This window comes from Paracoccus fontiphilus, assembly GCF_017356265.1.
GTDB lineage: Bacteria > Pseudomonadota > Alphaproteobacteria > Rhodobacterales > Rhodobacteraceae > Paracoccus > Paracoccus fontiphilus.
Genome location: NZ_JAFNAW010000120.1, coordinates 1 through 4,777, shown reverse-complemented (window position 1 = coordinate 4,777; position 4,777 = coordinate 1). Strand labels below are relative to the sequence as shown.

Sequence of the window (4,777 nt, the reverse complement as noted above, 5' to 3'; positions counted from 1 at the left end):
TCGGTATACCCGTCACAGAGGCCGTGGGATAAGTCCGTCCGGGGAAGGGGGACACTGGCCATCAGCCGATTTGGGCAACAGAGCCGCCTTCCCCCGGAACCGCCTTTTCCCTAGGCCGCGCCCATTACTGCCTTTATGAGGGAACCTGCACGCTTGTCGCCTTCGCGACGGAGATGCCCTGGATTACCGCCGCGTGTCTGGCGCTGCTGTCCGCGTTCATGATGGCGTCGGCTATCGTGGTCCTTGGAGCATTCCTTGTAGTCCTGCCCGCCGCTTGCACGATCGCCGTGACGATCGCCGACCGCTTCAACGCCTGGGCCTTTCCGCGTCGCTGGAACTGCCGTTCTTTCACTTGATATACACGGCAGACGCGTCTTCGGTTTGACCTTGGCGTCGGCTCCTGCGGGCACCCCGCGCAACGCCGATGAGAGGACGGCCGACTGTGACGATTCGTCATCTGGGTCGCTGTGGCACAGCAACTACGGCAACAAAAAGATCAGCCCGAACAAACCCGCAAAGGTTCTAAGCCGCTTGCTTACAGAGTGCTTACATGCCGACACGACCCGCATGTAAGCAGTTCGGGCGAACACCACCTAAGTACTGAAAGTTAAATGGTGGGCGACCCTGGAATCGAACCAGGCATGGGTCTCCCCGGCGGAGTTACAGTCCGCTGCCGCACCTTGCAGCACGTCGCCCGCCGAACGCTCTCGGCGTGGAGGGGTCATTAACGGCCGCGGCGGAGGGCGTCAAGCGGATTTCCGGGCCTTGCGCCGGATGCGCCCTGCGCGCATTGAGGGAACAAGCCGAAAGGATGTTCAGATGGCCGAAAAACCGGGAAAACCCCAGAAACCCGCGTGGGTGATCGACAAGGAACGGGCGCGGCGCGCGGCGGCGGCGGAAACGGTGTGGCTTTTCGGCCTTCACGCGGTGCGCGATGCCTTGGCCAATCCCCGGCGGGAAAGGCTGCGGCTGGTGGTGACGCCCAATGCGCTGGACCGCCTGGGCGAACTGCACGGCATGACGCCCGAGATCACCGACCCCCGCATCTTCGGCAAGGCGGTCCCGCTTGCGCCAGACAGCGTCCACCAGGGCGCCGCGCTGGAGGTCAAGCCGCTGAAATGGGGCGGCCTCAGCGATGTCGTGCTGCGCGAGGCGCCGGGCGAAAGGCGGCCGCTGCTGGTTGCCCTTGACCGGGTGACGGACCCCCACAACATCGGCGCCATCCTGCGTTCGGCCGAGGTCTTCGGCGCCCGTGCCGTGATCGCCCCGGCCCGCCATTCCGCGCCCGAGACAGGGGCGCTGGCCAAGACCGCCTCGGGCGCGCTGGAACGCCAGCCCTACCTGCGGGTGCCGAACTTGGCCGAGGCCCTGTCGCAACTGAAGGGCATGGGCTTCACGCTGGTCGGCCTGGACGGGACGGGCGACAAGGCCCTGCCCGACCTGCTTGGCACCCTGCCGGGGCGGGCCGTCTGCCTTGTCCTAGGGGCCGAGGGGCCGGGAATGCGGGAGCTGACCGTGAAAAGCTGCGACCATGTCGCGCGCATTCCCTTTGCAGCCGATTTCGGATCGCTGAACGTCTCGAACGCGGCTGCAGTGGCCTTGTATGCCGCAAGCATGGCGTAAGGATCACATCGCTGCGACAATCGACGCGCGGGCGTTGAGAATTGGGGCGGGTGCTGCCATCTAGGCCTCCTGCCGCCACAGACTGCCGTGCCGATGAAACCGCTGATCCTTTCCGTGATTCTTGCTTGCGTTCCCGCAGCCCAAGCCCTTGCCCAGGATTGGGCCATCGAGGGCTTCGATGCCGTGGGCCTTCTGCAAAGCGGCCGGCCCGTTCCGGGCCGGGGCGATATCGCGACCATGTGGAAGGGCAAGGTCTGGCATTTCGCCAGCGAGGAGAATCGCAGCCGCTTCGAGTCCGATCCTCGCAGCTTCGCCCCGGCCTTCGGGGGCCTGTGCCCTGTGGCCCTGGCCAAGGGACAGCGCGTTCCCGGCGACCCCCGGCACTTCGTGGTGATCGGCGACCGGCTTTATCTGGTCAGGTCGGACCGTTCTGCCCGGGAGTTGCGCCGGGCCCCGCAGGAGATCCTGACAAGGGCGGGCGAAATTTGGGACCGCTAAGGTCCAGAGCGCTCTAATCACGATTCCGAGAGCTGACTGGAACTTTTCCGCCTGTTGCCCATTTACCATTTGGAACATGACCTCGGAACCGTCATGTTCAGATCACTGTCCCTCGTTCCGCGACTTGCGCCCGGCCAGCATTCTGGACCGGGCGCCTTTTATATGTAATCGTGCCTGCAACTTTTGGACGAGGAGGGGAGGCCCGTCATGGAAGTCGATTTCGAGGACGACGAAGATATTGCCCGCATTGCCCGCAACAGCAGGGTGATCGCCATTGTGGGGCTTTCACCCAACGAGATGCGTCCAAGCTGGGGGGTCGCGCGCTATCTGCAGGCCAACGGCTATCGCGTCATTCCCGTTAATCCCGGCCATGCCGGAGGCCATATCCTGGGCGAAACCGTTTATGCCAGCTTGGCTGACATTCCCAAGTCCGCCGGCGTCCAGATGGTCGACGTCTTCCGACGGTCCGAGGCCGTGGGGCCGATCGTCGACGAGGCCCTGGCCCACCTGCCCGACCTTCAGTCGATCTGGCTTCAACTGGGCATCCGCAACGACGCGGCGGCTGAACGCGCGCGGTCCCGGGGGATCACCGTCATCCAGGATCGCTGCCCCAAGATCGAATTTCCGCGCCATCTTTAGGCCGTGAACCACGGGCGATGAAAAAGGCCCCGGATGTTTCCGGGGCCTTTTCCTTTACTGCGCTTCCGCGGTTTGCAGCAGGTCGGTGATCCGCCTGACCGCCGCCCGGCGGTTTTCCCGCACATCGCCTTCCTGCCGTACCTGCAGGAACTGCTCTCCGTAGCCCTGCACGATCAGGTTTTCCGGCGGAACCTGGAAATACTCCGACAGGGCGAGCGCCACGGACTCTGCCCGGCGGTCCGACAGCGCAAGGTTGGCGGCGTCCGCGCCGACTGAATCGGTGTGGCCCTCGATCAGGAAGACCTCGCGCGGGTTTTCCGCGACAGCCTCCTGGATGACGTTGCCCAGCGTGGACAACTGCCGGGCCTGGTCCGGGGTGATCGCGGCCGAGCCCGTGTCGAAGGTGATCGCGTCGATGTTGACCGGCGGCACCAGCGCGCGGACCTCGGGGATGCTGCGGACCTGACCCAGGGTGAAGCGACGGTCGATGTCGACCTCGCGGCGCAGCGCGTCACGCAGGGCGGCCTCGTCCTGGTAGACGGCGGTGGTGTCCACCGGGGCGGGGGCGGGCAACGTGGCGATGTCCACGGGCTCGACCTCGGCCGTGTCGTCGATCAGGCGGGTCTGCGTTCCGTCGGGCGACACCAGCGTCCGGCGCAGCACGCGCAGGTCGGCATCGCGGATCGTGACGACGCGGCTGCCGTCGGCGCGGGTGACGACGGTGCGGGACGACCCGTCGTCGAAGTTCTCCGTCGCCACGGTCGATCCGGGCTGGCGCAGCAGCGCGACCTCATCCTTGATGACCTCCTGGCTGCCGTCGGCGCGGGTGACGACGACGCGGTCCGGGGCGCTGAGCGCAACCTGCCGGTTGTTGTTCAGATAGGACCCGACGGCAACCGCCCCCAGGCCCAGCAGCAGGGCCTTGGCCAGATCGTTGTCGTTGTCATCATCCTCCTCGACGCGCTGTTCCGCCTGGGGCTGCTGCGGCTGAAGCGCTTCGCGCAAGCTGGTCGCGAAATCCTCGTCCGAGGAGCGGCTGTTTTCCTCGGTGATCTGCTGTTCGACGACCTCGCCCTGCGTGTCCTCGTTCAAGGCGGCAGCGGCGGCAGCACGGGTTTCCTGCGCAGCCTGCTGGGCGGCTTCGGTCACGGGGGCGTTCGCCTCGGCCGGGGCCGCGCCAGGCGCAGGCTGTCCGTCCTGCCGGGGGGCAGGCTGGCCGTTCGCCGCAGGGGGCGTCTGGCCTTGTTGACCCTGTTGACCCTGTTGACCCTGTTGGCCTTGCTGGCGGGCAAGCGCATCGCGCAACTCGTTCTCGTCCGGGGTGTTCCCGCCCGCCTGGGGTTGCCCGGCGGCAGGCCGTTGCGCCACGGGGGGCTTGTTGCCCTGCGCCTGACCCTGACCCTGCCCTTGTGCCGCGGGGGCCGGGATTTCCTGGCTGCGCTGCTCGGCTTCAAGGGCGTTGCGCAGCGGGTCTGCCGTTCCCGCGGCCTGCGGCGCACGGCCTTGGGTTGGGGCATCGCCCTGCCCCGCCGCGCCGCCCTGCGGCGCGACAGGTTCAGCCTGCCGTTCGCCCTTGGGCTGCGCGGGACGAGCCTGGCCTTGCTCTCGGGCGGCTTGTTCAGGACGCGTCTGTTCCTGCTGCCGGGCAGCAGCCTCGGGGCGCTTCTGTTCCTGCTGCCGGGCAGCGGCCTCGGGACGCTCGGCCTGGCCTTCCCGGGTGGCCTGTTCCTCGGCCGACTGGCGGGCGGCGCGCTCCTCGGCGCGGGCGGGCTTGCCTTCCTGGCCGGGTGCGCGCCCCTGAGCCTGGGCGGGACGTTCCTGCTGCTGCTCGCGCGCGGCTTCGGCAGGACGCTCTTGCTGCTGTTCGCGCGCGGCCTGGGCGGGACGCTCGGCCTGCGGTTGGGCCGCTTGCTCGGGCGCGGCGGGTTCCTGGGGGGCCACCGGCTCCTCGGGGGCAGCCTGCTGGGCTTCGGGCTGCTGCGGCTTTGGCGCAGGTTCGGGCTGCGCGGCCTGCGGC

At 67.6% G+C, this 4,777-nt stretch carries 5 protein-coding genes and 1 tRNA gene; 4 read left to right on the top strand and 2 right to left on the bottom strand.

The features are described from left to right. Positions 1–173 precede the first annotated feature (173 nt). Positions 174–356, top strand: a complete 183-nt coding sequence (locus J0F76_RS19920) for a hypothetical protein (RefSeq protein WP_207472141.1) — start codon at positions 174–176, stop codon at positions 354–356. A gap of 256 nt (positions 357–612) precedes the next feature. On the opposite strand, the gene J0F76_RS19915 is transcribed toward J0F76_RS19920, so the two are convergent. Beyond that, positions 613–696, bottom strand: a tRNA-Tyr gene (locus tag J0F76_RS19915). 123 nt (positions 697–819) lie between these two features. On the opposite strand from J0F76_RS19915, the gene rlmB reads away from it, so the two are divergent. The 3 genes from rlmB (at position 820) to J0F76_RS19900 (ending at position 2,760) form a co-directional block, all read left to right on the top strand. Further along, the gene (gene rlmB / locus J0F76_RS19910; protein WP_207472140.1) at positions 820–1,623 is read left to right on the top strand and encodes a 23S rRNA (guanosine(2251)-2'-O)-methyltransferase RlmB; all 804 of its coding nucleotides are present in this window, start codon (positions 820–822) and stop codon (positions 1,621–1,623) included. A 93-nt stretch (positions 1,624–1,716) separates the two neighbouring features. Next, on the top strand, positions 1,717–2,121 hold the full coding sequence (locus J0F76_RS19905; RefSeq protein ID WP_207472138.1) for a YHS domain-containing (seleno)protein: 405 nt from the start codon (positions 1,717–1,719) through the stop codon (positions 2,119–2,121). A gap of 207 nt (positions 2,122–2,328) precedes the next feature. Then, a complete protein-coding gene (locus J0F76_RS19900) occupies positions 2,329–2,760 on the top strand; it encodes a CoA-binding protein (protein ID WP_207472136.1) in 432 nt (143 codons plus the stop codon). 54 nt (positions 2,761–2,814) lie between these two features. Here J0F76_RS19900 and J0F76_RS19895 read toward each other — a convergent pair. After that, a partial coding sequence (locus J0F76_RS19895) for an OmpA family protein (protein ID WP_207472134.1) occupies positions 2,815–4,777 on the bottom strand: 1,963 nt, incomplete at its 5' end.

Bases quoted from the DNA above. Each gene is read 5' to 3' on its own strand.
- J0F76_RS19920 (WP_207472141.1), top strand. From the start codon at position 174: ATGCCCTGGATTACCGCCGCGTGTCTGGCGCTGCTGTCCGCGTTCATG.
- rlmB (WP_207472140.1), top strand. From the start codon at position 820: ATGGCCGAAAAACCGGGAAAACCCCAGAAACCCGCGTGGGTGATCGAC.
- J0F76_RS19905 (WP_207472138.1), top strand. From the start codon at position 1,717: ATGAAACCGCTGATCCTTTCCGTGATTCTTGCTTGCGTTCCCGCAGCC.
- J0F76_RS19900 (WP_207472136.1), top strand. From the start codon at position 2,329: ATGGAAGTCGATTTCGAGGACGACGAAGATATTGCCCGCATTGCCCGC.